The sequence below is a fragment of the Endozoicomonas sp. ONNA1 genome (assembly GCF_024606325.1).
Taxonomy (GTDB): domain Bacteria; phylum Pseudomonadota; class Gammaproteobacteria; order Pseudomonadales; family Endozoicomonadaceae; genus Endozoicomonas_A.
Window position 1 is genome coordinate 1 of the sequence record NZ_JAHHPN010000922.1, and the last position, 26824, is coordinate 26824.

Annotated in this window: 26 protein-coding genes; 8 read left to right on the forward strand and 18 right to left on the reverse strand. The window is 50.0% G+C overall.

The genetic code is table 11. The annotated features are described in order from the left end of the window. On the forward strand, positions 1 to 1241 hold a 1241-nt coding region (locus KDK19_RS21640), incomplete at its 5' end, for a WD40 repeat domain-containing protein (protein ID WP_257292926.1). Positions 1242 to 1285: 44 nt separating this feature from the next. On the opposite strand, the gene KDK19_RS21645 is transcribed toward KDK19_RS21640, so the two are convergent. The 8 genes from KDK19_RS21645 to KDK19_RS21680 form a co-directional block, all read right to left on the reverse strand. Continuing rightward, complete coding sequence (locus tag KDK19_RS21645; RefSeq protein ID WP_257280236.1) at positions 1286 to 1843, reverse strand: DUF4136 domain-containing protein; 558 nt, start codon at positions 1841 to 1843, stop codon at positions 1286 to 1288. Between the two features lie 66 nt (positions 1844 to 1909). Then, positions 1910 to 3271 carry an N-succinylarginine dihydrolase gene (astB, locus tag KDK19_RS21650; protein WP_257280235.1) on the reverse strand — a complete coding sequence of 454 codons (1362 nt, stop codon included), beginning with the start codon at positions 3269 to 3271 and terminating at the stop codon, positions 1910 to 1912. A gap of 51 nt (positions 3272 to 3322) precedes the next feature. Continuing rightward, positions 3323 to 4789: a succinylglutamate-semialdehyde dehydrogenase gene (gene astD / locus KDK19_RS21655; RefSeq protein WP_257292927.1), complete on the reverse strand. Its 1467-nt coding sequence runs from the start codon at positions 4787 to 4789 to the stop codon at positions 3323 to 3325. Between the two features lie 35 nt (positions 4790 to 4824). Beyond that, positions 4825 to 5865: an arginine N-succinyltransferase gene (gene astA, locus KDK19_RS21660; protein WP_257292928.1), complete on the reverse strand. Its 1041-nt coding sequence runs from the start codon at positions 5863 to 5865 to the stop codon at positions 4825 to 4827. 115 nt (positions 5866 to 5980) lie between these two features. After that, positions 5981 to 6805 (reverse strand): DUF1338 domain-containing protein, encoded by an 825-nt coding sequence (locus tag KDK19_RS21665; protein WP_257280233.1) that lies wholly within the window; start codon positions 6803 to 6805, stop codon positions 5981 to 5983. Positions 6806 to 6840: 35 nt separating this feature from the next. Continuing rightward, positions 6841 to 7872 (reverse strand): arginine N-succinyltransferase, encoded by a 1032-nt coding sequence (locus tag KDK19_RS21670; protein WP_257280232.1) that lies wholly within the window; start codon positions 7870 to 7872, stop codon positions 6841 to 6843. Continuing rightward, a complete protein-coding gene (locus KDK19_RS21675; RefSeq protein WP_257292929.1) occupies positions 7869 to 9131 on the reverse strand; it encodes a hydrolase in 1263 nt (420 codons plus the stop codon). Before KDK19_RS21675 ends, KDK19_RS21670 begins: the two co-directional genes overlap by 4 nt. A gap of 241 nt (positions 9132 to 9372) precedes the next feature. After that, positions 9373 to 10587: an aspartate aminotransferase family protein gene (locus KDK19_RS21680; protein WP_257292930.1), complete on the reverse strand. Its 1215-nt coding sequence runs from the start codon at positions 10585 to 10587 to the stop codon at positions 9373 to 9375. A gap of 246 nt (positions 10588 to 10833) precedes the next feature. Between KDK19_RS21680 and KDK19_RS21685 the strand changes: the two genes are divergently transcribed. Both KDK19_RS21685 and KDK19_RS21690 read left to right on the forward strand, forming a co-directional pair. Further along, positions 10834 to 11526 (forward strand): bifunctional 2-polyprenyl-6-hydroxyphenol methylase/3-demethylubiquinol 3-O-methyltransferase UbiG, encoded by a 693-nt coding sequence (locus tag KDK19_RS21685; RefSeq protein ID WP_257292931.1) that lies wholly within the window; start codon positions 10834 to 10836, stop codon positions 11524 to 11526. Between the two features lie 194 nt (positions 11527 to 11720). Beyond that, entirely contained in the window at positions 11721 to 12620 is a 900-nt protein-coding gene (locus KDK19_RS21690; RefSeq protein ID WP_257280229.1) for a helix-turn-helix domain-containing protein, read from the forward strand. Positions 12621 to 12654: 34 nt separating this feature from the next. Here KDK19_RS21690 and nagA read toward each other — a convergent pair whose 3' ends face one another. The 3 genes from nagA to KDK19_RS21705 all read right to left on the reverse strand — a co-directional run bounded on the left by nagA (position 12655) and on the right by KDK19_RS21705 (position 15553). Then, a complete protein-coding gene (nagA, locus tag KDK19_RS21695; RefSeq protein ID WP_257292932.1) occupies positions 12655 to 13809 on the reverse strand; it encodes an N-acetylglucosamine-6-phosphate deacetylase in 1155 nt (384 codons plus the stop codon). 125 nt (positions 13810 to 13934) lie between these two features. Then, on the reverse strand, positions 13935 to 14591 hold the full coding sequence (locus tag KDK19_RS21700; RefSeq protein WP_257280227.1) for a hypothetical protein: 657 nt from the start codon (positions 14589 to 14591) through the stop codon (positions 13935 to 13937). A gap of 107 nt (positions 14592 to 14698) precedes the next feature. Continuing rightward, positions 14699 to 15553 (reverse strand): 6-carboxytetrahydropterin synthase, encoded by an 855-nt coding sequence (locus tag KDK19_RS21705; RefSeq protein ID WP_257292933.1) that lies wholly within the window; start codon positions 15551 to 15553, stop codon positions 14699 to 14701. A gap of 206 nt (positions 15554 to 15759) precedes the next feature. On the opposite strand from KDK19_RS21705, the gene bioA reads away from it, so the two are divergent. From bioA to KDK19_RS21725, 4 genes are all read left to right on the forward strand, one after another. Beyond that, a complete protein-coding gene (gene bioA, locus KDK19_RS21710; protein WP_257280225.1) occupies positions 15760 to 17046 on the forward strand; it encodes an adenosylmethionine--8-amino-7-oxononanoate transaminase in 1287 nt (428 codons plus the stop codon). 231 nt (positions 17047 to 17277) lie between these two features. Further along, positions 17278 to 17526, forward strand: a complete 249-nt coding sequence (locus tag KDK19_RS21715; RefSeq protein WP_257292934.1) for a hypothetical protein — start codon at positions 17278 to 17280, stop codon at positions 17524 to 17526. Between the two features lie 116 nt (positions 17527 to 17642). Beyond that, on the forward strand, positions 17643 to 18287 hold the full coding sequence (locus KDK19_RS21720) for an MBL fold metallo-hydrolase (protein ID WP_257280223.1): 645 nt from the start codon (positions 17643 to 17645) through the stop codon (positions 18285 to 18287). 11 nt (positions 18288 to 18298) lie between these two features. Next, complete coding sequence (locus tag KDK19_RS21725; protein WP_306671278.1) at positions 18299 to 18961, forward strand: OmpA family protein; 663 nt, start codon at positions 18299 to 18301, stop codon at positions 18959 to 18961. An 80-nt stretch (positions 18962 to 19041) separates the two neighbouring features. Here KDK19_RS21725 and KDK19_RS21730 read toward each other — a convergent pair whose 3' ends face one another. The 5 genes from KDK19_RS21730 to hemJ form a co-directional block, all read right to left on the reverse strand. After that, positions 19042 to 19383, reverse strand: a complete 342-nt coding sequence (locus KDK19_RS21730; RefSeq protein ID WP_257280222.1) for a GDCCVxC domain-containing (seleno)protein — start codon at positions 19381 to 19383, stop codon at positions 19042 to 19044. 205 nt (positions 19384 to 19588) lie between these two features. Continuing rightward, positions 19589 to 21685, reverse strand: coding sequence for a phosphate acetyltransferase (pta, locus tag KDK19_RS21735; protein WP_257280221.1), 2097 nt, complete (start codon positions 21683 to 21685; stop codon positions 19589 to 19591). Positions 21686 to 21751: 66 nt separating this feature from the next. After that, positions 21752 to 22939, reverse strand: a complete 1188-nt coding sequence (locus KDK19_RS21740) for an acetate kinase (RefSeq protein ID WP_257253474.1) — start codon at positions 22937 to 22939, stop codon at positions 21752 to 21754. A 408-nt stretch (positions 22940 to 23347) separates the two neighbouring features. Further along, positions 23348 to 24175 carry a DUF805 domain-containing protein gene (locus tag KDK19_RS21745; RefSeq protein ID WP_257253475.1) on the reverse strand — a complete coding sequence of 276 codons (828 nt, stop codon included), beginning with the start codon at positions 24173 to 24175 and terminating at the stop codon, positions 23348 to 23350. A 96-nt stretch (positions 24176 to 24271) separates the two neighbouring features. Continuing rightward, entirely contained in the window at positions 24272 to 24694 is a 423-nt protein-coding gene (hemJ, locus tag KDK19_RS21750; RefSeq protein ID WP_257253476.1) for a protoporphyrinogen oxidase HemJ, read from the reverse strand. Between the two features lie 352 nt (positions 24695 to 25046). Between hemJ and argC the strand changes: the two genes are divergently transcribed. Next, positions 25047 to 26090 (forward strand): N-acetyl-gamma-glutamyl-phosphate reductase, encoded by a 1044-nt coding sequence (argC, locus tag KDK19_RS21755; protein WP_257280291.1) that lies wholly within the window; start codon positions 25047 to 25049, stop codon positions 26088 to 26090. Here the strand turns inward: argC and KDK19_RS24660 are convergent. After that, positions 26035 to 26274 (reverse strand): cysteine-rich CWC family protein, encoded by a 240-nt coding sequence (locus KDK19_RS24660; protein WP_368736489.1) that lies wholly within the window; start codon positions 26272 to 26274, stop codon positions 26035 to 26037. The two genes, argC and KDK19_RS24660, sit on opposite strands and share 56 nt — an antisense overlap. Positions 26275 to 26302: 28 nt before the next feature. Further along, complete coding sequence (locus KDK19_RS21760; protein ID WP_257253477.1) at positions 26303 to 26815, reverse strand: GNAT family N-acetyltransferase; 513 nt, start codon at positions 26813 to 26815, stop codon at positions 26303 to 26305. Positions 26816 to 26824: the final 9 nt, after the last annotated feature.

Sequence of the window (26824 nt, forward strand, 5' to 3'; positions counted from 1 at the left end):
ACGATGGTAAGGTGAAAATCTATGACAAGGAGGACGACGGATCATGGAAGAAAAAAGCCACCATTTCCCATGATGAAGAAGTTAATTCAGCTTCCTTCAGCGCCGATGGTCACCACGTGGTGACCATCGGTGAAGATAACAAGGTGAAAATCTGTAGCCGCAATGACGATGGTTTATGGGAAGAAAAGACCACCATTACCCATGATCGCTTCGTTGAGTCAGCCACCTTCAGTGCCGATAGCCGCTATTTGGTAACTGCCAGTGACGACGGCACAGCGAAAATCTATGGCTATGAAGACGATGGATCATGGAAAGCAAAAGGGACCATTTTTCATGATGAAGGCGTTAATACAGCCACCTTCAGCGCCGATAGCTCTCATTTAGTGACCGCAAGTGACGATCACACAGTGAAGATCTATAGCAAGGTGGGCGATGGGCTATGGGTGGAAAAAGCCACAATTGAACATGATGACACTGTCAGCTCAGCTACCTTCAGTGCCGATAGCCGCTATTTGGTCACTGCCAGTGAAGATTGCACGGCGAAAATCTATGGCCAGGAAGAGGGTGGGACATGGGAAGAAAAAGCCAAAATTTATCATGTTGATTATGTCGATTCAGCTACCTTCAGCGCTGACAGCAGCCATCTGGTGACCGTTAACAATTGCACGGTGAAAATCTATGGTCATGAAGATGATGGGCCATGGAAAGAAAAAACCATTATTTTACATAAGGAAGAGGTCAACTCAGCCACCTTCAGCGATGATGGCAGTCATTTGGTGACCGCCAGTATTGATGGCAAGGCGAAAATCTACGCCCAGGAGTACGGAGAATGGAAAAAACAGACCACCATTCATCATGAGGACGAAGTTTATTCAGCCAACTTCAGCGCCGATGGCCGTTACATGGTGACCGCCAGTGGCGATGGAAAGGTGAAAATTTATGGCCATGACGACGATGGATTATGGAGAGAAATAGCCATCTTTTCCCATAATGGAGAGGTCTTCTCGGCCACCTTCGGTCCCGATGGCCGCCATGTGGTCACCGCCAGTGGAGATTTAACGTCGAAAATTATTGGTCTGGTGGCTGATGGATCATGGGTAGAAAAAGCCACAATTTCCCATGGGAGGAAGGTCAAATCAGCCACCTTCAGTGCCGACTGCGGCCATGTGCTTACCATCTCCGACGGCTATGACAGTGGCTATCACAAGGTGAAAATCACGGAGCTACGAATGAATAATTGATTGTTTGCTTTAACTCTCCAACATCTTTGATAAGGCAGGGAGCGTCATTTCAAACTGCTCAACATTCTGGCAATCGCCGCTTCGGCTCTGGCCAGTCGCGTCTCATTGCTTAGTCCGGGAACTATTGTGCCCTGGGCAACCCCTTTCCATAGGGCATCTCCGGTATTGGCTCTAATCAGGGCAATGGCTATGGTCAGTTTTTCCTGGCCCGGCTCAGTGACCAGTCCCGGCGTTGTGCCAAAAAAGTGAACCAGTTCTGCGTCGGAGACGATGGAATCAGAAGCAATGCCGTAGCGGACAATCAATGAATTCTGGGGTATTTGGTCAGGATCAATCTTCATTTTCGCTGACAGCTGTTTGGCTATCTCGAATTCTATTGTTTGATAAGCATTCTCCCGGTTAGGGAACATCGGGTCCTTTTCTTCAGGGGTGATGGATTCGAACATCAAGCCATCAAAATCGGCTAAAGAGAATCGATGCAGGGGAGAAGCGGTAATCGATAATGGGGCGACCTTAGGGTTTTCCTGAGGAACGGTAACGCTTACGCAGCCTGCAAGTACTATGGAAACAAGCGCCAGCATAGCAATGGATATTATTCTCATTCTTTTCTCCCATGAAGTGGATGAGCTGATTCTATCATTCGCAGAGATAAAATCAGCTCAAGCCCTTCACACCTGTTGGAACTGATAGACTGAGCCCAGTTGCAGAATGTCGGTTAACTCATCCAGTGCTGTACGGGATTCAATCAGAAGTTCAGGATCAGCAAGATCGGCTTCAGTCAGCCTGTCACGGTAATGTTTTTCTACCCATTGGCAGAGTGTTGTATACAAAGTGTCGTTCATCAGGCAGGCCTGATTGGTGGCAGCCAGTTCTTCTGGAGTCAGGACTACTCTCAGACGCAAACAGGCAGGTCCGCCGCCATTATTCATGCTCTGACGCAAGTCGAACACTTTGATGTCATTAATGGGGTTCTCGCGCGCAACCAGACCTTCGAGGTAAGAAGAAACCTGTCGATCACTCTGGCACTCAGAGGGCACAACAATAGTCATATCATGATCGGAAGTGCTGAGCAGCTGACTGTTGAACAGGTAACTTTTCACCGCAGTTTCCACTCTTATCTGACTTTCAGGCACCTCAATAATGCAGAAGTCATTCCGGCTGTTTTTTAGCTCAAGGCTATAAGCACTTCTCAGGTCGTTGTAAACCTGCGCCTGATTCAGGAAGGCTTTCTCGTGACAGAACAGTACATTGCGGTTACCCACAGCAATGACATCGTTATGAAAAACTCCCTGATCAATGACTTCCGGATTTTGCTGTGCAAAGACAGTTCGATGGCTATTCAGTTGATGGTTACGGGCAATGGCCTGGGAGGCCTCCAGGGTTTGGCGAGCCGGAAATTTTGTCGGCGCTGGCTGAGCATCATCAAAGCTGTAACGGCCATAAACAAAAAACTCAACACCTTCGTCTCCATAGTTCTGACAGAAACGGGTGTGATTGGCCGCGCCCTCATCGCCGAAGTGAGAGGTGCTAATCAGGGCTGGATGATGAGTGAAATGCTCCTCGCTGGAGAAAACGGCTTTCAGGATTTTGCCTGTTATTTCATGCTCAATGGATCGGTGAAACTTACTGCACAGGTTTGCCGGTGTGAAATGTACGGTGCCAGACGTTGTGTCGGCGCTGGGTGATACTGTAGCGGCATTAGCGGTCCACATGGTGGATGCAGAACTGCATGCTGCAAGAATTTTGGGTGCCTGTCTTGAGGCCCCGGCAAGAACCTGTCTATCACTGCCGCTAAAACCTAGCTTGCGCAGGGTATAAACGTCGGGTCTTTCATGGGGTGCCAGCACTCCTTGTACTAAACCCATGTCGTGCAGTGCCTTCATTTTAGCCAGACCTTGCAGAGCAGCCTGTTTCGGGTTGGAAGACGCCGACTGGCTTCGGGTTGAGGCTATATTGCCCAGAGAAAGGCCTGCATAATTATGGGTTGGGCCTACCAGGCCGTCAAAATTGGCTTCAACAGTACTATTCATATTTTTTCTGTTCCGATCTCGGTCAGCTTCCTGATGGCATGCATCTGTTCATTAAAGCTTTAAACCCGGCGCCAGTTTTTCCGGTAGTGACAGGCTCTCAGCTTCTACACTGGCAACGGGGTAAGCGCAGTAGTCAGCAGCAAAGTAGGCACTGGGGCGGTGGTTACCGCTGTCACCAATACCACCAAATGGCGCAGCGCTGCTGGCTCCGGTGATGGGCTTGTTCCAGTTGACGATTCCGGCTCGACTCAGGTGCAGGAACTGTTCATAGTCTTCTCGGTTGTCAGCGAAAATACCGGCGGACAGTCCATAACGAGTGTTATTGGCTTGTTCGATGGCTTCGTTGAGCTGGTTGTAACGAAGCACCTGTAGCAAAGGGCCGAAGTACTCTTCATCGGGTAGTTCTTTAATGGCGGTAACATCAATAATGCCGGGAGACAGTAAACCGGTACCTTCCTTCAATTTTCTGCTCGTCAGTAATGATTGACCGCCCAGCTGTTGCAGGCGTGCCTGTGCCTGCAAAATACTGTTCGCAGCCGCTTCTGAGATAACGGCTCCCATGAAGGGCTGGTCTTCATCATTCCATTGGCCTATTTTGATGTTGCCTGTGGCTTCAACCAGTTGATCAATGAAAGTATCACCCCATTCTGAGGCAGGCACGAACAAGCGTCTGGAGCAGGTACACCGCTGACCCGCAGTAATAAACGCTGACTGTATAGTGTCGTGTATCGCCGCTTTTCGATCTTTGACTTCAGTAATGATCAGCGGATTATTGCCACCCATCTCCAGAGCCAGAATCTTGCCTGGCTGACCCCCAAACTGCTGGTGGATGAGCCTTCCTGTATTCGAGCTGCCGGTGAAGAACAGGCCGTCAATGCCTTTGTGCCCAGCCAGAGCCATACCGGTCTCTCTCTCGCCCTGAACCATGTTCAATACGCCTTCCGGTAGTCCGGCCTGCTCCCAGAGTTTGATGGTTTCTTCAGCTGTAGCCGGGGTCAGTTCACTGGGTTTGAAGACAACCGTATTGCCCGCCAGCAGGGCCGGAACAATGTGTCCATTGGGCAGGTGTCCCGGAAAATTGTAGGGGCCAAAAACAGCGACGACACCGTGAGGTTTATGTCGTATAAAAGCACGGGCTCCCGGCATGATGTTTTCTGTCGTTCCGGTGCGCTCACTGTAGGCTTTGATAGAAATTTCAATCTTGCCTTTCATGGCCGCAGCTTCGGTTTTGGATTCCCACAAGGGTTTACCCGTCTCTAAGGCAATGATCTCGGCCAGCAGGTGAGCGTTTTGTTCAACCTGCCCGGCAAACTTACGCACCAGACTAATGCGGTCTTCCAGAGAGCGTGCAGCCCATCCCGGCTGGGCTTTCCGGGCTGATGAAATGGCCTGGTCAACCTGTGAAGGCTGGGCGGCAGATCCACTCCAGACGGTTTCACCACTGGCCGGATTCAGAGAATGGAATGTCTGACCTTCACCCTGAAGCCATTGTCCCTTAATAAATAGAGAACCTTTCATAATGTCACTCCTAATGTATTAGTGTTCAGGGCTGTTTATTGATAATTGTTCCGTTGTGGATTAAAGAGTGGCACGACTCTGAGTTCGTCTCCGTCTCGCACCTTCAAGGCTTCAGCCTGTTTCTGACTGATGTTGACGGATTCCAGTCCTTCAAACGACAGTTGTCCTGCCATGCAACGAAAGTTGCGGAAATGGCTGTTGGCCATTAGCCAGACCGTTTCATCCGTATCCACAAAGTCATGAACCCTGACCCGGTAGCGGCGGGAATCCCTGATTGCCCGGATATCTCTAGGCCGGGTTTCCAGCACCGGACCGCCATCAAAAATGTCGATATAGCCGGTGTATCGGAACCCTTCGCTCTCCAGTAGTTTTCTTGCGGGCACAGTATCCTGATGAGTCTGACCGATGACACTTTGGGCTTTTGCGGGTAACAGGTTGCTGTAGATGGGGTTGCGTGGCATCAACTCGGCGATAAAAGACTTACCCCGGGAGACCTGCTGGTCAGCTTCGACAAAGTCCACGGCAAAGAAATGTCTGCCCAAAGCTTCCCAGAAGGGAGATTCGCCATCTTCATCAGAGAAGCCACGAAGCTCGGCAATGATGTTATCGTCAAAGCGAGGCTCATGAGCAGCCATGAAAAGAAAACGACACTTGGACAACAGGTGTCCATTGCTGGATTTACGGTATTCCGGTGTCAGGAACAGAGTGCAGAGTTCTGAATGACCGGTGTAATCACTGCAAAGCGTCAGGGTCTTGATGCGGGTATAGACATCCAGTTCTCTGGAGGCATGTACCTGAGTGTTCACCTTGTAGTTGTACCAGGGGTCTTTCAGGCCTACTGCGGACTCAATGCCGCAGACACCGACTACTTTTTCCGTTTTCGTGTCTTCCATGACGAACAGGTAGTAAGCTTCTTCCAGAGGCTTTTCAGCCCTGAAGGAGTTGACTGCCCAGTCGAGTTTTTTTTGCACCATGTCGGGATCAGGTTGCAGGGAAGAGAAACCCACGCCGGTCATCCGGGCAATCTGCCAGAGTGCGTCGTGGTCCTGTTCGGTAATGGGTCTGATTAACATCATAAGAAAATGTCAGGCCTCAGTGGTCGTTTTTTATGATTATCGTGATAGAAAAGAGCAGCTTGTGAAAAAACTGTTCTGTCACTTTTGCCTTCCTCAATGACTGAACAAAGTCAGATCATTGGGTTGACCTGGTATCGGTACTTTCAAAAATCTTGTCAGCAGAAACCGCTACGAACCCCTGGTAGAGCTTACCATTGGGCAGTGAGTAGCGCTTGGCAAACTCATAGAAACAGCCGGGGATCGCCCGGTCACCATCGGAGAAGCTGACGCTGACTTTGCCGGCCATGGTGGATGACTGTTCCAGAAGGACTTCGGGAGAACCTTTCACCAGACCTCCGCTTTCATTCAGTATGAAACCATTATCCTGCAGCATACGGTTCAGGACATGGATGTCATCATGAGATTGCAGGTGATTGATGGAGACAGTGAAGTGGTTGGGGCGGTAACCGAGGGCTGCCACCCAGGCAGCGTACTCACTTTCCTGTAATAGCAGGTCATAGTCTTGCAGGCTGACTGTCCAGGGACGCCCTGAAAAGCAGAAGTTATCCAGAAGAACAGATCCTTCAGTCACCTGGTCGACGAGGCTGTGGATAATTTTCTGAGCTTTACCTGATAGTGCCTCAACCAGCAGCTCACTAATAAATACTTTAGGCAGAGTGTCGTCTGGATGCTGGAAATGTTTAGCCACCAGTTTTCTGCCTGGAAATGCATAGTCGCCGCCGACAACATAGCCTGCATCGAGAAAGGGGCGGGCTACTGTTTCGAGATTGACCTTGTCCAGATTATAGGTGCGCAGGGCAATGTGGTCGTTGATCACCATGCCATTATTCTGACTGGCAAAGAGGTCATGGATTGTCCGGGCATCGGGGGTCAGTTCCAGATAATTCTGCCACATGGCTTCCAGAAGGGTTTTGATTTTGTTTGTTTTGGCTTCTGTCATTGCCGTTTCCTCTGGCTTTATGAGCCCATAGTCTTTTAATAGCTGGCTGCCACTCTGACGGGGTCTCCGCCACCCAGTTGCAGCAGATCCGTTTCTTTCTGTGTCAGAGCCGGGGCTTGCGGGTTGAAAGCTGTGCTGATGCATCGAAAAGATCGGGTCGATGTATTGGCTACAAGATAATCGTTGTTTTGTGTATAAGCTGTTTCAGGCTCTGGAGAGTTTATGTGTAGATCAGGTTGATAGATCTGACTGTCACGCAGAGTGGTTAGCCGGTCGGTTCCAGCTTCAAGAGTGGGGCCGGCATCAAAAATATCTACATACCCCTGATAGTTGAATCCCTCCCGTTCAAGGATGTGGAACACTGGTTCCCGGTCAGGTCTGGGTTCACCTATCACCGCTCTTGCCTGTTTGGCGAGCAGGCGTGTGTAAATCGGATATCGGGGCATCAGGTCAGCAATAAAGTTCTTTTCCTGAAGACCGGTCAGATAATTGGCTTTGGACATGGCCATTGGCAGAAAGTGACTGCCCAGACTGTCCCAGAATGCCGAGCGATTGTTTTCATCAACAACGCCCTGAATCTCTGCCAGAATACGGTCAGCAAACCGATCACGATGTTCCGCCATGAACAGCAGTCTCGCCCGGCTCAGCAACTGAAGGTTAGACCAGCTGTCGTGTTTTTGAGAGATGAAGAGAGTGCAGAGGCTGGAGTAGCCTGTGTAATCCTGACAGAGCTTTAAGACGGTCATCCGGTTAATGGTATTTAAGGTTTCGGATGCATGAACGTCTTCATCAACACGAAAGTTATAGAAAGGAACAGAAAGGCCCACTGTGGCAATAATGCCGGATATGCCAAGAATCTCACCGCTGTCCAGATCTTCCAGTACAAAGTGGTAGCTCTCTTCTCGGGCACTCTCGACGTTTTGACTGAGTGAGTCGTGGGTTTTGCAAATCAGTTCTGCCAGATGATCACGGTTTGCAGGCAGGGTCGTCATTGAGTCTCGGGCACTGCTGGCGAGTGCTTCCAGGGCACTAAGGTCTCGATATTCTATAGGTCTGACGACTTTCATTGCCGCGCCTCTTTGCTCTTCAGCCAGGCGTTTCCGCTACCCAGAGCTTCATTGCGGGCCAGTGTAAGCAGTAGGGCCGCACTCAATTTGGCCCTGGGCACCAGACTGCTGATTTTCAGGTACTCCTGTTCACTGTGAATATGTCCACCCTGAACGCCCAGAGTATCGATATTGGGAATGCCTGCTGAGGCCAGGTTATTGCCATCACAGCAGCCGCCGGTGGGTTTTACATCAATGGTCAGTCCCAGTGCATGACCACACTGTCTGGCCAGCTCTAACAGTTGCTGGTTGGCAGGGGAGAGTAGTTTGGGTTTTCTGCTGAAGCCGCCGTGGAGCTCCAGACGGATGCCATTGCGACTGCTGATCTCATTCACGATCATTTGCAGTTCCCGCAGGCACCAGTCTTCATCTTCCGGTTTCTCAAGGCGAATATTGAAACGGCTTATGCATTTGTCCGGAACAATATTGGTTGGGCCGCCACCGTGAATATAGCCGGGATTAAACGTGACACCTTCACGTTTGCCATTCAGGTCGTCCATGGCAGAGACAAAGTCGCACAGAGCACGTATAGCATTTCTTCCCAGATGATGTTCCCTGCCAGCATGAGCCGCTTTGCCATAACAGACGGCGGTAAAGTTTCCGCTGCCCTTGCGTTGACCAGCGAAGCTGCCATCAGGGAAGCAAGGCTCGTAAATCATGCCAAGGTCTACACGGCTGGCGGCGTCTTTTATCAAGGCGGCAGAACCCGGTGAGCCAATTTCTTCATCGGGGTTGAACAGGATTTCCCAGCCGATTTGATCTGCCCAGGGGCTTGCTTCCAGTATTTTAAGCGCATTCAGCATCACAATGATGCCGCCTTTCAAGTCGGTGACACCCGGACCATTGATGGTATCTTCATCAAGTTGGACAACCTTTTGGAAAGAGCTGTCTTTGGGGAATACAGTGTCCATATGGCCGCACAGTAAAACCTTAAGCGGAGCCTCGGGGCGTTTGCGGACTCTCAAAGCCTTGCCTAACTCGTGTTGAACCAATTCTCCCTGATCGTTAATTACTTCATAAGGTGCCAGATCAATGACTTCTTGTTCTCCACCCAGGGATGCTGTCATCCGTCTGAGCCGCTCCATGACCTGGTTAACCCCTGTGGCATTGAGACTACCGGAGTTGATTTCAGCCAGTTCAATGGTGTGCTCAAGCATTTCGGCCTGAAGGTTGTCCAGACGGGTTAACTGGGATTGGAGCGGGGCAAGAAGGTCGGACATGAAACACCATTTTTTCAAAGATGGTTTTTGTTGGAACGCACTATAAACCGGCATTCCCTTCTGATATTTGTTTTGGTTTGGCTATTTTTTCTGAGCTCAAGGCTGTTTCTGAGCCTGCAGCTGTTTCAGTATACGAACTGACGAGCATGATCGCTCTTGATTTTGCGACAGGAAGTATTCTGATACGGACAGTTTGGGGTTGTGACACCGGCCAGTAACACGAGGCCGGTGCAGTCATTCATTATGGATTGACTACCTTGGCCACTGCCCGTTCCAGAGCTGCCATACCCTCACGGATATCTTCGTCCGGAATGATCAGTGACGGTGCCATTCTGAGAACATTGGGGCCAGCTACCAGCATCATCAGACCTTCTTCTGCAGCGGCCGCGAGAAAATCCTTGCCTTTACCGTGCCAGTCTTCGATCAGCTCGGCACCAATCAGCATGCCTTTGCCACGAACTTCCTTAAAGATGCCAAAAGTTTGGTTAATGCGTTCCAGCTCACTTCGGAACAGTTCATGCTTACTGCTGACATTGGCCAGAACCTGATCGTTGTGGATCAGGTTGATGGCTTCGAGAGCCACTGCGCAGGCCAGTGGGTTCCCCCCATAGGTGCTGCCGTGGCTGCCAAAGCCAAAGCTTTTGGCGACTTCGTCGGTGGTTAGCATGGCGCCCACCGGGAAGCCGCCGCCGAGGGATTTGGCTGTGGTCAGAATGTCTGGGATGACGCCGGTGGACATGTAGGCATAAAACTCACCGGTACGGCCTACACCGGTTTGCACTTCATCCAAAACCATCAGGGCTTTGTATTCATCACACAGTGCCCTAACGCCCTTCAGGAACTCAGGATCTGCCGGAATCACGCCACCTTCACCCTGGATGGGTTCCAGAACGACTGCACAGGTCTTCCCGGAAATTGCCGCTTTCAGGGCATCCAGGTCATTGTAAGGCAGGTGAGTCACACCGCCCGGAACTGGTGCGTAACCTTCACAGTAACTCGGCTGACCACCCACTGTTACGGCAAACAGACTGCGACCGTGGAAGGAGCTTTTGAAGGATATGATCTCATGTTTTTCGGGGCCAACATGATCAAAAGAATACTTCCTGGCCAGTTTGAAAGCAGCTTCGTTGGCTTCTGTACCTGAGTTACAGAAGAAGACTTTTTCGGCAAAGGAGATCTCGGTCAGGCGTTGGGCCAGAGCCAGAGCAGGCTCGTTGGTATAGACATTACTCAGATGCCAGAGTTTGTCACTCTGTGCCTTGAGGGCCCTGACCAGTTGAGGGTGGCAGTGGCCGAGGGCATTAACAGCAATACCTCCTGCGAAATCGACGTATTCACGGCCTTCCTGATCCCAGACTCGAGAACCTTTTCCGCGAACGGGGATGATCGCCTGTGGTGCATAGTTAGGCACCATGACGTCGTCGAAGGTCGCTCTGTTAACGGAGTATTCGGTCATTTTTTGTCCTCGGGGCACATGGTTTTTTTATAGTGAGCGCTCTTCAACACAGTATCGAGTGACAAGCGCTGCTTTCGATCATGGCTGATTTAGCTGTTTGACTCCCAACTATAGATCAAAGCCGGAGCAAAGAGTTTACACCAGGCGACCCGGAGTTTTCTCTGAGAACCGTTTTACTGAGAAAATTTTTTCTGAAGCGTTCTGCTATTTTTCATCCTTAAGTTCGCTTCACAGTGATATCAGCTTATGGAATACACAGAAGAAAAAGCTTGGGGGTATGCCAAGGAAAAAAATCACCTGGGATTTATGATTCAGAGAGACCTGCCCGGACTGTTGGCTAAATACGTCAAACCGGGAGCTCGGACACTGGACTACGGCTGCGGTGCAGGATCGATGATTCCGCTATTAAAACGTGCCGGGTTGAATGTAGAGGGTATGGACATTTCAGCCAATATGCTCTGCGTGGCTTTGCACGACCATAAGAACACCGCATTTACCCGCATTAATTCTGCTGCTATCCCCCGTCCTGATGCGTCTTATGATCTGGTGATGCTGTCTTATGTCCTGGTTGAAATAGCTTCTTTATCTGAGATGAAGGCGGTTATCCGCGAAGTGAAAAGGGTGTTGAAACCAGATGGTGTAGTGGTGGTTACTGTGAGTTCAGAACGAAAGTTCCATGGAAATTGGTTGATGGTCAATAATAATTTCCCCGAAAACAGGACGCTTACCAGTGGCTGTCGCGTTAAATGCTCTGTGGCAGACTCTGAGGTGGTCTTTGAAGATTTCTTCTGGACTGATGAGGACTACCGTTTAGTATTTTCTCAATCGGGTTTAAGCGTGCTGGGGTTTCATCAGCCTTTGGGGAAACCGGAAGATGGAATGCCCTGGAAAGATGAGCTTCATTCACCCTTGTTCAGTATTTACGTTTTGGGACGTTGACTGGCACAGCCCTGAGCAGGGCAACAACGTTCATTGGGTATTAAAAGAAGGAGCCTTTAGTTGTTATCATGCGTTTTAAGAGTCTTGATTTTGTCTTTAAACGTATGATCAAGCGTGCTTTTCGAGTATTTTTTCACTATGAATAATCATTGTTTTTTCGGTTCCGGAGATGGCAGCGCAGAGAGGGGGGGTGGGTGAGCAAGCCTTGCAAGGTGGGTTTTCTTTTATATCCTGGCTTCTCATTGCTGGGTTTATCTTCAGCTCTGGAAGTGCTGAGAGCCGTCAATCTGGTGACCGGGCAGAGGGTTTATGAAACTACTGTCATTGCGGAATCATCTGTCAGGAGTAACGTGGGTCTTTCACTTGAGCCCTCTCAGTCGGCGCCGGAGTTTATGGATGTGGTGATTCTGGTCGCTTCAGAAACAGGCGTCGATATTCCTTATGCCTCATTGTCCGGAATTTCTGTTTTGGGAGGGATTGGTAAAGGTGCCAACCTGCTGGCGAGTGCGGGCCTTCTCAGTGGTTATCGGGCTCGACTGGAAGGGGCTGCCGACGCTCTTCAGGCACTCTATCCCCAAGTGGAGTTGAGCCAGACAGCTTTTGAATTGGACCGAAACAGGATGACCTGTGGTGCAGGCACAGCCGCTATGGATATGATGCTCTCTCTGGTTGCTCGAGAGCGGGGAGTTGATCTTGCGGCCAGTGTCTCGGAATTGTTGGTCAGGGATCGTCTCGGTGAGCCGGTGACTTCTTCTTTTGCAACAACTCCCGTCAGAAGGCAACAGCCACAGATTGAGGAAGCAACACAGTTGATGGCTTCTAACATAGAAGAGCCTCTGGGCACCGACGAACTGGCTTCTCTGGTGGGTATTTCTCGCAGACAGCTAGAACGTTTGTTTCGCAAATATCTGGGTACGGTGCCTTCCAGATACTATCTGAAGCTCAGGCTTGAGCATGCCAGAAAGCTGCTCAGGGAGAGTGACAGGTCGGTTCTGGAGGTGGGCATCGCCTGTGGTTTCTGCAATGCTTCACACTTTAGTACGGCGTATAAAAACCATTTTGACCTGACACCCAGAGAAGAGCGTCAATCGTGAGGTTGCCTTATACGGCGGCTTACTGAACAGGACGTCAATACAGGCTGAAAACCTGTTTGCCATCGACAAACGTCATCAGGACTTCGTGGCTTCTGTTTAAAACCGCTACGGATGCACGCTTACCGACTTTGATGCTCCCCAGTTCTTCATGCAGGCCAAGCAGGGTCGCTGGTGTCAGAGACGCCATGTGCACTGCGCTCAGGGGTTCTACATCCACCTTTTCGATCATATTGGCAACGGCGCGGTTGAGTGTCAGGGTGCTTCCTGCCAAAGCACCCGATTCGGTTCTGGCAACGCCATCCTTGACATGAACTGTCAATTGTCCCAGCTGGTATTCACCGTCGCTGAGACCACCTGCGCACATGCAGTCTGTGATCAAAACGGTTTTATCAACCCCTTTGAGGCGATAGACCAGATCCATGACAACGGGGTCAACATGGACACCGTCAGCAATCAATTCTGCATAGATATCCCGGTGGTGCAAAACGGCACCGGCAGTTCCGGGTTGACGATGATGCAAGCCGAGCATCTGGTTAAAAATATGAACGCCACCAACGGCACCGGCTGCGAAGGCTTTCTTGCAGACATCGTAAGTAGCGCCTGTGTGTCCAATCATGACGCGGACATTCTTGCTGGTCAGGTATTCAACAGCTTCAATACCGCCCTCAACTTCAGGGGCCAGCGCCAGTGAGCGGAGGGTGCCACCTGATGCTTCCAGCATCTCGTTTAGTCTCTCTTTGGTGGGGGTCAGGAAGTAGCTGCTTTCATGGGCGCCTTTGAAACGTTCGGAAAAGAATATGGCTTCGCTGTAGGAACCCAGTACTTCTGCACCATCAACACCCTGCCTGATGCAATGCTCAACGTTGCCAAGGGCTGCAAGGTTTCTTTCCCAGGTATCGGTTACCGTGGTGGCAAGGAAGCCGACGACGCCCTTGGCCGCAATGGTTTTTGAGATGGAGTTAATGGCTTCGTAGCTGGCGTCCATGACGTCAAATCCGCCACAGCCATGAATATGGAGATCAATGAACCCCGGAACAATACGACTGTCTCCCAGATCCAAAATGTCCGCGTTTTTTTCAGGCACACAGTCGATAGCCGCGATAAGACCGTCTGCAATTTTCAGAAAACTGTCCTGAAGAATGCCTTCTTCAGTGAAGATCTCTTTTGCCTTCAGATAAAACGTCGTCATGTCTCAGACCTATCAGCAGGAAAATGAGTATGATTGTACCATGGGGCTAAACAGGCTCCGTAGGGTTATGATTACCTACGCTCGGGGGTTATCTGTCCAGAGCCCGGTGAGGTTGTCATCGGTTGTTACTGATGTGAGCTGACCCTGAGAATTTCTTCACGCACTTTAGTGAGCGCTTCCCGAAAGCTGCCATCGTATTGTTGCAGTTTTTCGATGACCTCTGGCAGCATGTCCTTCAACACAAGGCCCGGGTGTTCAGGCAGGGTTTCTGGCATCTGGCTCAATATTTGATTCATTCTGCCTTCTGCCTGAATGATAATGGATTTCAGGCGCTCAAACTCCAACCCCTGATTCTCCAGGTCGGTTTTTCTGCCAGAGCGCGACAGAGCCAGCTTGTCCAGCATTGCCTGAAGCTTGATATCGTGGTTTCCCATCATGCCTTCAATGTGTTGAAGGCCAGCCAGATAGGCAGCAGCGCTGGCTTCTCCCACGGGTGCAACGGGGGTTGCTCTGACGGCGTCAGAAGCTTCTATCAACGCTACTTCTGGTTGCTTACCCTGAGTCATGTCAGCCCGATAGGGGCTGATAGCCGCAATCTGCCCCAGTAGTTCATGGATGATGGTGTAATTGAATTGCAGCATCTCTTCCATGTGGCTTTTCAGGTCTTTAAAAGTGAGTTTTACTTCTTCTTCGACCTGTTGCTGAGCTGAAAGGCCCAACTCTGGATCTTGTCGGGGGGCAGAAGGGGGAGTGGGGCGGTTATTGATGTCTTCGATGGCCATAAGAAATCCGTTTCTGTATGTCGACAGACTTAATTCTAGCCGGAACTAAGGAAATTAAGGCTCAAAGCCTGAATCAGCCCCGTCAAAGACTGACAGGGCAGAGGGGTTCACTTCTCTGCTACAGCCCCTTTGTTAAATCCTTCAAAGGCTACCACCCGGACTGAGTGGTCCGGGTGACGGGTTTTTAGTGTGGAGGCGATATGCTCTGCCAGAAGCTCCACGGTGCTGTCAGTATCAATCAGGTAGCAGTGATCTTCTGCCAGTGTCAGCTCGAAGTAACCCTGGTCGGAGGTGTAGCCAAAGCGAAGGTGATCCCGCTTGCCTATGGTCACTTTCTCCAGCAGATCTTCACGGGTGGCAATGTAGATATCTTTCCAGGTTTCGGCCCAGTCTGCTTCCAGAGTCGGGTCGCGCTTGCCGTCCAGATAGATATGGATAGGAGAGCGATGTCCGTGTGCAATTCGCTGGCAATCACCGAGATGCTTTTTCAGACCGTGGCTGTAGTGGTAGAAAGCACCGGAAAACTGTTCCGGATAAATGTGCAGTTCAACATCACTGACGTTGTCCGGCAGTTCATCCAGCAGGGTTTTTTCCAGATAGGGGATCAAGGCTTCGGGTGTTATTTCCTGAGTATCGACCAGTAAAATGGCAGGGGCGGGAGCCTTGCATTCGATGACGTCACCGGTACTGGTCTGCATTTTGACAGAAAGGTGTTCCTTATTTTCTGTTTTGACGGCTATTGCCTCGTTAGAAGCCGGTATCAGTAGACGGTGGTCGGCAAGAATGTCCAGAGAGGCCTTGATCTGCTTTTTGACGTGACCAAAGTCAAAGACCATACCTTGTTCATCCAGATCGCCCCGGAGCACGACATCGACCAGCCAGGTTTCCCCTACAACCCCGCGCTCCGGAGAAAGGTAACTGAAATCAAGAGTGGTAAGTTGATTGACGAACAGTGCGGTCATTGGGTTCTGGTTCTACTTTGGTTTGAGAAAAGTGGATGAAGAAAAATAATGAGTTAGTTGGGAATTGTAACTCATTTCTCGAGGCGATTCAGTGTTCAGTCAAATTCTGTGAAATGGTTTGTGTTGGGCCGTTATCGGTGAATTGTTGTGTTGAATTGGCATATTATTCGTAGTTTTCTGAATATTTGAAGACGTTGGAGCCCATTGTGGATCGTACCATCACACAGTCTGATCTTGAGTTTGATGCCCGGCATATCTGGCACCCTTACGGGACAACGCCCAGCCAGTATGAACTGTTTGCTGTTGAAAGTGCCTCAGGGGTCAGGCTTCTCTTGAGTGATGGCCGGGAAGTGATTGATGGAATGTCGTCCTGGTGGAGTATGGTCCATGGCTATAACCATCCGGTTATGAATCAAGCCATTAAGGATCAGGTCGATTCAATGTCCCATGTCATGTTCGGTGGACTGACCCACAAACCCGCCATTGAACTGTCTCGCAGACTGGTTGCCCTTACGCCCGAACCGATCAAAACTGTGTTTTTTGCAGATTCAGGATCTGTCGCCATAGAAGTAGCCATCAAGATGGCTATGCAGTATTGGCAGTGCAAAGGCGAGATTCACAAGAACAAGCTGCTGACATTCAAAGGCGGTTACTTTGGCGATACGACCGGCGGTATGGCTGTGTGTGATCCTGACAATGGTATGCATCATTTGTTTACCGGTATTCTTCCTGAACATCATTTTGTACCCCGGCCCGGCTGTGGCTTTTATGAGATATTGGAAGACCACCACATTGAGACGTTTCGCTCTGAACTGGAGTCCCTGAGTCTTCAGGTGGCTGCGGTTATCATAGAGCCTATCGTTCAGGGGGCTGGCGGTATGCACTTCTACTCCCCCGATTTTCTGAAAAAAGTCAGAGCGCTTTGCGACGAGCATGAAGTCTTGCTGATTCATGATGAGATTGCCACGGGTTTTGGTCGAACCGGGAAAATGTTTGCCTGCGAACACGCTGGTGTGATCCCGGACATCATGTGTGTAGGTAAGGCCCTGACCGGTGGCTATATGACGCTATCCGCTGTGATGTGCACTGAAGAAGTCAGTAAGACTATCTGTGCCTCTGGCCCGATCATGCACGGTCCCACTTTCATGGCTAATCCTCTGGCTTGTGCAGCCGGTGTGGCTAGCATGGATATTTTATCCACAGGTGAGTGGGTCAGTCAGGTGGCCAATATAGAGAAAAAATTATGGGACGGACTTTCTCCCTGTAATGATCTGGAGACGGTGGATAACGTCCGGGTTTTGGGGGCCATCGGTGTGGTTGAGTTGAAAGAGCCGGTAATCATGTCTGAAATTCAACCCCGTTTTCCTGAACAAGGAGTATGGGTCAGGCCTTTCGGTAAGCTGGTTTATGTGATGCCACCTTATATCATTTCAGATAAAGACCTGGATACCTTGTGCAAAGCGATTGGTAAGGTTGTGGAATCCATCCGTTAGAGGGCGAAGCCCAAATCACAATCAGTGTTTGAGGACTGGGCAGGGCTGTAAAATTTGGTAATTGGTTATTTTGTTCCAGTCGGCTCTAAAAAGATTCATGCCATCTCTGGAGTTTGTCTACAATTTCACGTGCTATCCGGTCAGGATGGTCAGTATTAAAGTGCGGGGGAATCTTCGTTCAAGCTCCTGGCCTGGCACTTTCCAATGATGGCTGCCTCTGGAGGTTTAATCATGGCTCTCCGTTTTGATTTGCCCGATTTACTGGAAGACTTTGAGGAAGATCAGGATTCTTATGACAGAGAACCCTGCTTTCCCTACCCGGTTGTTGGCGGGTTTCCAGATGATGTCGCCATGAGGCGGCTGATAATTGGCAGTTCATTGACCAGACTGAATGTGCGAAGTGCTCACGCCAGCCTGCGGCTGAGTGTTTCTGTGAATCAAGGTCGTGGACGAATGAAAGTATTATTGAAGCTTCCCTGAGAGTGAATGAGTGCGACAGGGGCATTATCGTGTCTCTGTCAAAGGATTAAACAGATAATGCACATTACCCACACTCTGTTTTAGAATGTTCGGTCATGAGTTTTGGGGCGATTAGCATGACCGAGCGGAATCCATCACTGATAAAAGAGACATTTCCTGTGGGGCCTTTGCAGTGTAACTGCACCATCATTGGTGACCCCATCACCAAAAAAGCCATCGTGATCGACCCTGGTGGTGATCCTGATCTCATCCTTGCCAAGTTGGAGACTCACGGACTAAAATCAGTAGCGTTGATTCATACTCATGCTCATTTGGATCATTTCCTGGCCAGTGGCGAAATCAAGAAAAAGACCGGTGCCCCTATTCATCTTCACAAAGAAGATAAATTCCTCTGGGATAATCTCGAAACACAGTGTCGTATGTTTGGTGTGCCTTATAACCCTGTTCCAGATCCTGATTACTGGCTGAATGATGATCAGGAGCTGCCTTGTTGTGGGGGAGTGGCGATGCATACGCCCGGACATACCCCGGGTTCCATGTGTTTTCACTTTGATAAAGAGAATCTATTGATCGCCGGAGACACACTGTTCCGTCGTTCAATCGGTAGAACGGATCTCTGGGGTGGAGACTTCAAGGCAATAGAGAAGTCCATTCGTGATCGTCTGTACACTTTGGATGAAGTGACCACTGTGGTTACAGGTCATGGTCCGGATACCTGTATTGGCGAAGAAATCCGGGAAAACAGCATTATTCGCGGCTAGGAGAAGTGAACATGATGATGCAGCTAAAAAGAATGTCTTTGGTCGTTGCCGTCGCTGCAATCGTGGCGGGTTGTCATACGACTAACCCTTACACCGGTGAGAAGGAAGTCAACAAAACCACCGCATACGGTGGCATTGGTGCTGTTACCGGTGCTGTTATTGGTGGTTTGATTGGTGGTGGCGAGGGAGCTCTGGAGGGCGCTGCAATTGGTGGTGCGGCCGGAGCCGGTTACGGTTATTACACGGACAGGCAGGAAGCAGCGCTCAGAAAAGAGCTGGAAGGAACCGGTGTTCAGGTGCAACGGGATGGAGATAACCTCAAGTTAATCATGCCCTCTAACATCACGTTTGATACCAATAAGTCAGCGATCAAGTCCAGTTTCTACCCTGTTCTGGGTTCTGTTGCCAAGGTCGTCAAGGAGTTCGATAAGAACCTGGTCGAAGTCGTTGGCTATACCGACAGCACCGGTGGAGACAAAATTAATCGACCTCTCTCTGAGGATCGGGCCAGAAGTGTGGCAGACTATCTGATGTACCAGGGGGTTGCCGGATCCCGCATTACATACTCTGGTGCGGGTGCCTCAAATCCTATTGGTGATAACAGCACCATGCAGGGGCGTGCGCTGAACAGACGGGTAGAGATAAATCTGATACCGGATCCCAAACACCAATGAATATTTAAAAGCCAGTATACCGACGCTGTTCTGAAATGAGTTGTCGGTTTCACTGGCTCGTTCTTGGGTCGGCAGACAGGTCATCCTGCCATTGATTGGTTTTTCTCATAGTGTGAGGATTCCAGAGCTGCTTGCTCTTGCTTGCGGATCACTCGATAGCTTCTGCTTTCTTTCTGGCTGGTCGGGCAGGGGTGAGTGCCGCGAGAACAGAAGATACAGCAGTCACCTCTTTGTGGAGTCATCAGGTTTTTACAGCTTCTGCATTCATAGAGGTAGACGCAGGCGTCCAGTGGCATGGTTTCAGTTTCGGAATGTCCGCAGCTGCTGCAAGTGACGGTTGACTCTGTATTAAGATGAAGTTTCATTGTTAATTTCTCTACTTTCGTTATTTTCTCCAGGGCGTAATGATCCAATGTCGACATTTTGTCTCCTTACTTGAATGAATATTCATCTAAATGGTATGCAAGAAGTGTGACAGTTATGTGTTACTTCGCGTTGCCGGGAGTCAAAAGGTTTTGACCAGAGTAATAATGACGAAGGCTGAATGAAAATACGACGATGAGATGAAATGTTGGATCTGAACATAAGATGGGAGAGACATTTTGACTCTCCCGATCAATGGCAGAATCAGGCTTTTTTGGCGGCAGCCTGAATGGCGGTGAGAGCAATTGTGTAGACAATATCGTCCACCAGAGCGCCGCGGGACAGGTCATTCACCGGCTTGTTCAGGCCCTGTAGCATTGGGCCCACGCTGATGACGTTGGCGCTGCGCTGCACAGCCTTGTACGTGGTATTACCTGTATTGAGATCAGGAAACACGAAGACAGTTGCACGACCAGCAACGTCTGAATCGGGCGCCTTGCTCTTGGCAACAGATTCTACAGACGCTGCGTCATATTGTAACGGGCCATCAACGACCAGATCCGGGCGCTTCTCGCGTACCAGCTGGGTGGCATTGCGAACACGTTCAACGTCTGCGCCGATACCTGAAGAGCCTGTGGAGTAGCTGATCATCGCGATGCGTGGCTCAATACCAAAGGCCTTGGCAGAGTCGGCACTCTGAATGGCAATGTTAGCCAGAGCTTCTGCGTCAGGGTTTGGATTAACGGCACAGTCGCCGTATACCAGAACCTGGTCGGGCAGCAGCATGAAAAAGACGGAAGATACAAGTCCTCCGGCGTCTTTTTTCGGTTTAATCAGCTGAAAAGCCGGGCGGATGGTATTGGCAGTAGTGTGGACGGCGCCGGAAACCAGTCCATCCACCTCGTCCATAGCCAGCATCATGGTGCCCAGAACCACCGTATCTTCCAGCTGAGCTTCTGCCATAGGGGCATTCAGACCTTTATGCTTGCGCAGTTCGACCATGGGCTCAATGTAACGTTGGCTGATACTCCTGGGGTCCATAATAATCAGCCCTTCCGGCAGATCAAAACCGTTATCACGAGCAACCTGTTCAATGACTTCACGGTTACCCAGCAGGATACACTCGGCAATGCCACGCTCCTGACAGATGATGGCAGCCTGGATGGTTCTTGGTTCATCGCCCTCTGGCAGAACGATGCGTTTACGTGCGGCTTTTGCCTGTTGCACCAGACTGTAGCGGAATGCTGGAGGTGACAGGCGACGCTCTGTCAGGCTTCCGCAGTGCTGCTTGAACCAACTGTTATTAAGATTCTCTGCAATGGTGTTCATCACCTTTTCAATACGTTCCATGTCGTCCAAAGGTAACTCATCACTCATGCGGTCCAGACGGGTAGCAGTCGTATAGGAATCATCCTCAGTCATCAGGACCGGCAAGCCTGTAGAAAAGGCTTTGGTGCAGAGTTCCCGGACAGCGCTGGACATTCTGATACCACTGGTGAGTAACAGTCCGGGCAAGGGAACACCGTTGGAGGCTGCCATTGAGGTCGCCAGAACGATGTCATCACGGTCGCCGGCAGTAATGATCAAATTACCGGGCTTCAGGTGATGAATCATGTTGCTGGGAGTTCTGGCACTTAGCGTGTAGGAATTGACACGACGCTGGGCAATGTCACCTTCGTTAATGACTTCACAACCCAGGTGGCGGGCAATATCCAGAGTACGATGTGAGCTCAGTTGAGGGTTATAGCTGATGTAGCCCAGAGGCAGGAAATTCTTGCGAGAGAACTCGGGCAAGGGTCTGAATTGATGATCTTCAGTCAGTTGTTCAACCAGCTCTTTGTCCAGCTTGTTCAGGATATAACCGATGACATTGGGGTTTTTGATGCCACCGAAGCTGTCGGCGGCAATTTCCAGTTTGTCTGCAACATCTTCCAGAGAATCCTTGCCGGGTTCTGAAACCAAAATTATGTCGGCGTTCAGTGTTCTGGCCATATCGCTGTTAAGGCGGTTGGCATAAGGCATGTCACGGGTAGGAACCAGGCCTTCAACCACGACGACTTCAGCGCCTTCGGAAGCATCGTCGAACAGAGCGACAATCTCTTCCATAATCTCATCACCCTTATTGTCTCCCAGCAAGTTTTCAACCTTTTGGGTGGTAATCGGTGTTGGTGGCTCATGGTCCATAATACGCTGAGCCAGTCGTGTAGAACGCTCAGGTCCTTTGTCCGTCGTGTGCAGCTGGGCAATAGGTTTGAAGAATTTTACCCTCAGGCCAAGGGTGTCCAGTGCCCGCACCAGACCCAGAGAGACTGAAGTCAGGCCGACTCCATAGCGGGTGGGGGCCAGAAAAAACGTACGCATAATGCAGCTCCGGAAATGTTTGCAAACAAGTCAAACATGGGGCCTTAAAACAGACCCCAGGCTGAATCAGGCGATCAGGGCCTGAGTGTCACGGGAAATCATCAGCTCTTCGTTGGTGGTAACTACCATTGCAACCGTAGATCCCTCCTGAGTAATTACACCGCTCTTGCCCCGGAAAGTTTCATCATTGAGCTTTTCATCTACCTCGAAGCCGAAAATGCTCAGACGTTCAATGACGTTCTTGCGAATGACACTGGAGTTCTCTCCGATACCGCCGGTGAATACCAGGGCATCAATCTTACCCATGGCCGCAGCAAAACCAGCTACTTTCTCAGCCAGAACGTGGCAGAAAACATCCAGAGTCAGTTGGGCACGCTCATTACCTTCAGCTGCAGCGTCTTCAATAACACGACAGTCGCTGTCCATTTCAGACAGACCCAACAGGCCGCTCTTCTTATTCAGGAGGTCGGTGGCTTCCTCAAGGGTATAGCCCAGAGTTTTATTGAGGAAGTTGAACAGGTTAGGATCAACATCACCGGAACGAGTGCCCATAACCAAACCTTCCAGAGGTGTCAGGCCCATGGTGGTATCAATTGACTTACCATTCTTGATCGCGCAGGCAGAAGCGCCGTTACCCAGATGAGCCACTACCAGATTGCTGTCGTTGATGTCCAGACCCAGCATATCGGCAGCAGCCTGACCGACATAGCGGTAGCTGGTCCCGTGGAAACCGTAGCGACGAACACCGTGTTCTTTGTAAAGATTGTATGGGATCGGGTAGAGGTAAGCCTCTGCTGGCATGGTTTGGTGGAATGCAGTATCAAAAACAACAACATTGGGCATGCCCGGGAAAATTTTCTGAGCAGCACGAATACCCGCCAGATTGGCCGGGCTATGCAGAGGGGCCAGCTTTATGCCGTCTTCAATGGCTTGCAGAACTTCATCGGTCACCAGGCAGGACTGAGAGAACTTCTCACCACCGTGAACAACACGGTGACCAATGGCGGAGATGCCTTCAATCAGACCTTCTTCACGCAGAAGGCCAATAAGGGCTTCCAGAGCTGCTTCGTGTGCAGCCAATCCCAGCGCCTGAGAGCCTTTTACTCCGTTGATTTTCCAGCGCAGAACCGCTTCGCTGCTGTCCAGGCGTTCAGCGATGCCGTTGATTTTCTCTTCTTCCGTTGTCGGGTTGATCACTGCGAATTTGAGGGATGAGCTGCCGCAGTTGATGACTAGAATGCTATCTTTGCTCATTGAAAAAGTACCTAACAGGATACGGGCAATGAGAGGTCGACCGATTGACTCCGGTCACCTCCTGAAGGGGTATTTACCAACAGTATTGCACTCTGCGCACTGAAGCACGCTGAGTGCAATACTGAAGTGTTTGCGTCATGGTGGCCCGTTGGTTTGATGTTCGAAAACCGGGAGTGAATAGAGATAACTTGCAATTCACCAGACGAACATCCGGTCAGAATACGGACGACATTATAAAAGTTAGGATTATAACCACTGAAGCAAGTCAGTGGACTGCGTAAAGATGCGTATTCAGATGCTGTTTTTCAATGCTTCTATTGAATTTTTACAGTCTCGACGGGCGGTTGTCCGCAGAGAGGCAAACCCTATCGTAAAAACCTGCTCGGGATACAAAGGTAATTTAGCCTTTTATCCGCGATACTCAAGGCCTGTCCATTCCGAGGTGACTTCGGGCAACATCTGAATCCACGCTACCAGTTGTTCCTGATAGAGATAAGCGCCCGCGACACCAATAAGTATCAAAGACATGGGAACATAAATGCCCAGTGCACGTGTCAGGTTGGTGGGGGGTAGAGGAGGCTCTCCGTAGTTGTTTTTTTCTTTTGTGCCTGCGCCAATACTGAGCCAGAAGAGGAAAAGGATGTTGACGACGGGAATGACAAGAAATAGCGACAGCCAGCCGCTCCGATCCATATCATGAAGTCGGGTGATGACCAGATAAAGTGTGAGCATGATGGCCAGAATGTGAATGCCCAGGGCCATTGACACAGTCTGTTGAATGGTCAGGGCTGCGCCGATCAGCATCGGTAAATAATCAGGCAGCAGAATGGCAATCGCTTCTATAGCCACCACCAGCCAGCTCATTGCCAGATAACGGCTTCGTCCGATGCGTCTTAACAGCCGCAATGGCTCATTGCTATTTTGTCTGGGGCTTCCTGATAACGGCGTTTCAGTAAAGATAGATGAGTGGTTCTCTTCAGTGGGAGGCAATTTTTTCGAGCCATCCAGGGACATAATCTGACATTGTCCGCCGGCCTTTTTAATGGCTTCTTCGTATTTGCGGGCTTCCTTCTTGGTGACAGGTTTTCGAACCGCATAGGGTTTGCCTGAAAATAGACGGTCAATGCGCTGGGCATCGGCATTGAAGAGTCGAGCCAGATTATTTCTGACTTCAGCTTCGGAAAAGTCAGGCAGAATCTGTCCTTCAAAAATAATTTTATAATCTTTGCGCTTCATCACACGATCCCCTGAGCTCTGGGAAACACCTGTTCAGGGTGTCTCCACTCAGGGCGTCTTATCGGCAGGTATTCAGGAAACGCAAGTCGTTTACCTTCAGAAAGGGCGGACAACAACCAGAATGACAATTCCTATCAGGAACAGAACCGGCACTTCATTAAAAATACGGTAGAACTTGTCTGATTTAGTGTTGGCATTATTGGCAAATTTTTTTAGGAACGCGCCACACATGTGGTGATAGCCAATGAGCAGAACCACCAGTGCCAGTTTGGCGTGCATCCAGCCACTGCTCATATAATAGGACGGGTTGTAACGGAGTAACCAGATACCCAGCACCAGAGTGGCGACCATGGATGGCAGGGCAATGCCTCGATACAGCTTACGCTCCATGATCTTGAATCGTTCATTGCTGACCTGATCTTCGCTCATGGCATGATAAACAAAGAGTCTTGGCAGGTAGAAAAGGGCCGCAAACCAGCAGACCATCGCAATAATATGAAAGGCTTTAACCCAGAGCATTCACAGGATCCTTGAGTGTTGAGTACTAATGACGAACGGAGAGTTACGAACAGAGAGTAGCGGAAAAGAGTCCAGGTTTCGATATCAAGTTGCACAGCTGAGCGGGCTCATGGTCATTGTAGACATTGCTTGCCGTGTGCTGAGCGTTGTTTTGCTGAAACCCGGCTGCTAAAGTGATTTGCCGTTCTGAAGGGGCATAAGATGTCTGAGAGGATTCTCAGATATTTTTTGAAGTTCCGGGTGAATGGCACCACGTTTGAGAGAGAATATTTCCGAAGCGAGTCTTGAAAGACTTTGTATAAATAATTATTCTTATTTTTTAAATAAGTATTCTATTTGGGGCATCGTATCCATGATCAAGGCAGGCATTGTTGGTGGTACCGGTTATACCGGGGCAGAATTGCTGCGTCTTCTCGCGGTTCATCCCGACGTCGAAGTTACGGTGATTACTTCAAGAAAAGAGGCAGGTAACTCTGTCAGTGGGCTGTATCCAGGGCTGCGAGGCAAGATGGAATTGGCCTATTCACAGCCTGATGATGATGTCCTGGCTGCTTGCGATCTGGTTTTCTTTGCAACACCCAACGGAATTGCCATGAACTCCGTGCCTAAGCTGATGGACAAAGGTGTGAAGGTAGTGGATTTGGCCGCTGATTTTCGTCTGGCCAGTGCCAGTGACTGGAAGCAATGGTACGGTATTGATCATGCCTGTCCTGATTTGCTGGCAGAGGCGGTTTATGGTTTGCCAGAAATGAACCGGGAGTCCATTAAATCTGCACAGCTGGTGGCCAATCCGGGTTGTTATCCGACTGCTGCGCAACTGGGTCTGTTGCCGCTGATGGAAAACGGCCTGGTAGAAGGCAATGTCATTATAGATGCCAAGTCCGGAGTCAGTGGCGCTGGTCGCGAAGCCAAAGTGGCCAGTTTGTTGTGCGAAGTTTCTGAGTCATTCAAGGCATACGGTGTGCCAGGTCACAGACATCTGCCGGAAATCAGGCAGGGCTTAGGGAGAATGCCTCTGGAGGGAGTTCAATGCTTCAAAGGCGAGCTGGTTTTTGTGCCTCACCTTGTTCCAATGATAAGGGGGATTCATGCAACGTCGTATGTTTCGGTAAATGATCATTCCATTGATCTTCAGGGGATGTATGAAAACAGGTTCAGTCATGAACCTTTTGTTGATGTTTTGCCTGCTGGCAGTCATCCGGAGACCCGTTCAGTCAAATCCTGCAATCAGTGCCGTATTTCCGTTCATCGTCCACGGGGTGGTGATACCGTAGTGATTCTGTCGGTTATAGATAATCTGGTGAAAGGAGCAGCAGGTCAGGCGATCCAGAATATGAATATCATGTGCGGGCTGAAGGAAACAGCGGGCCTTGATGCGCCTGCTCTGATGCCTTGACTTTTTCAAGACAGGGTTCGCAGTAGCAGGAGGTGTCAGCTTCAGGGATCAGCATTAAAACAGCTGGTGTATTGACTGAGGGTTTCTTCAAGTCTTTCATACACCAGCACTGTTTGGCAGGTTTTCCTGCACTGATGGCGCAATGATTTTCCTTTTGGCAAAGGGGGCAGCGTTTTGGATTCACGGATTATTCCTGTTTTGAAAGCATGATACTACGGCAGCTTTTCCAGTAGGTCCGGTCTGATTCTGGCCATTTGGTAGGTGCTGCTGTACTGGCCTCTGCGGAAGCAGTCAAAGCGGGAGGTCCCTTCAATTTCAAAGCCGTACTTTTTATACAGGGCAATAGCTTGTTTGTTCTCTGTGAACACGCCCAGTTCAATACGAACAACATTCAGCCAGTTATCACAGAGCTGAATCATTTCATCAACCAGCCTTGATCCTACTCCTTGTCCCTGAAAATCAGGATGTACACTGATGCCGAAAGTCACAACGTGTTTTTTACGTGGCTTACTGAACATACGAATACCGAGATGACCTGCAACCTTGCCGTTGACTTCTGCAACCAGTTGAATAGATTCATTGCTTCGGGACTGGAACAGTTCTTTCCAGTGGTCGCAGTGGTTATAGGGGATCTGGGAGGTGTTTTCTGCCAGGTCTTCATATTCAAACATTTCTGCAATATGAGGAAAGTCCCGGTCTTCCTGGTGTCGTATTTTTATTTCCATGATCTCTAC